General features: G+C 47.0%; 1 protein-coding gene. It reads left to right on the forward strand.

The annotated features are described in order from the left end of the window. Positions 1-575, forward strand: a 575-nt coding sequence (locus tag L2703_RS18920; RefSeq protein WP_248972569.1) for an Ig-like domain-containing protein, incomplete at both ends; no start/stop codon positions are given.

A 575-nucleotide genomic window follows, 5' to 3' on the forward strand; every position in this document is an offset into this window, starting at 1 on the left:
CGACATTAACCATCACAGTGACCCCTGTTGATGATCCGTCGGTACTGGTTAATGACAGTAATACTATCGCTGAAGATACCGTTGCTACCGGCAATGTATTAGATAACGACAATGATCCAGACTCAGATCTCAGCATCGTCAGCTTTGAAGTGAACGGCGACACCTATGATGCCGGTACTGAAGTGACCCTAGAAGGTGGCGTTTTAGTTATCAATGAAGATGGCTCATACACCTTTACCCCAAACGAAAACTGGAACGGCAGCGTTCCTGTGATCACTTACACCACCAATACCGGTGCGACCGCGACATTAACCATTAGTGTGACCCCAGTTGATGATCCGACCGTCACAGTGAATGACATGGTAACCGTAACTGAAGGTAACGCTGCTACCGGCAATGTATTAGATAACGACAGTGATCCAGATTCTGATCTCAGCGTTGTCAGCTTTGAAGTGAACGGCGAAACCTATGATGCCGGTACAGAAGTCACTCTAGAAGGTGGCGTTTTAGTTATCAATGAAGATGGCTCATACACCTTTACCCCAAATGAAAACTGGAACGGCAGCGTTCCTGTG

This window comes from Shewanella basaltis (assembly GCF_023283885.1).
Lineage (GTDB): Bacteria > Pseudomonadota > Gammaproteobacteria > Enterobacterales > Shewanellaceae > Shewanella > Shewanella basaltis.